Origin of the sequence: Streptomyces carpinensis, assembly GCF_002154505.1 — a bacterium.
GTDB classification, from domain to species: domain Bacteria; phylum Actinomycetota; class Actinomycetes; order Streptomycetales; family Streptomycetaceae; genus Streptomyces; species Streptomyces carpinensis.
In genome coordinates, this window is record NZ_MUBM01000790.1 from 1 (window position 1) to 423 (window position 423).

1 pseudogene is annotated in these 423 nt (G+C 71.2%); it reads right to left on the minus strand.

The features are described from left to right. Positions 1-305: 305 nt before the first annotated feature. Positions 306-423 (minus strand): annotated as a pseudogene (locus BZY54_RS54565) (tRNA pseudouridine(55) synthase TruB); the annotation flags it as partial.

The following is a 423-nucleotide window of genomic DNA, read 5'->3' on the forward strand; positions in this document are numbered from 1 at the left end:
CGGCCGGTCACGGTCGTCGTCCGAGGGTCCGTGCCGCCATGGTGCAACCTCCCCGCCGTACGGTGTGCCTGCTCTCGACGGTAGGCACCGAATGATCAGCGGGAAAGATCGTGCCGCGAACGCGCCCCCCTGCACTCCCTCGGTTCACTCCGAGCGCCTGCCCGGTCGGGTGAATAGCCGGGTTCGGCTGGATACACCCTAGGGGTGGGGGAACCGAGGGGGGACCGTGGAGCGGCGGCAGAGGAACAACTCCGTGTCCGCCGCTCCACGGGCAGAGAGATCCGCCCGGCCCCGCCCCCGGTACGTCAGCCGAAGACGGCCAGGCTCTTGGCCTTGCCCCGGTGCTCCTCCACGAGCGCCAGGAAACGCCCCTCGGGGCCGAAGACGGCGACGGTACCGGCGCCCGCGTACTCCTCGGGCATC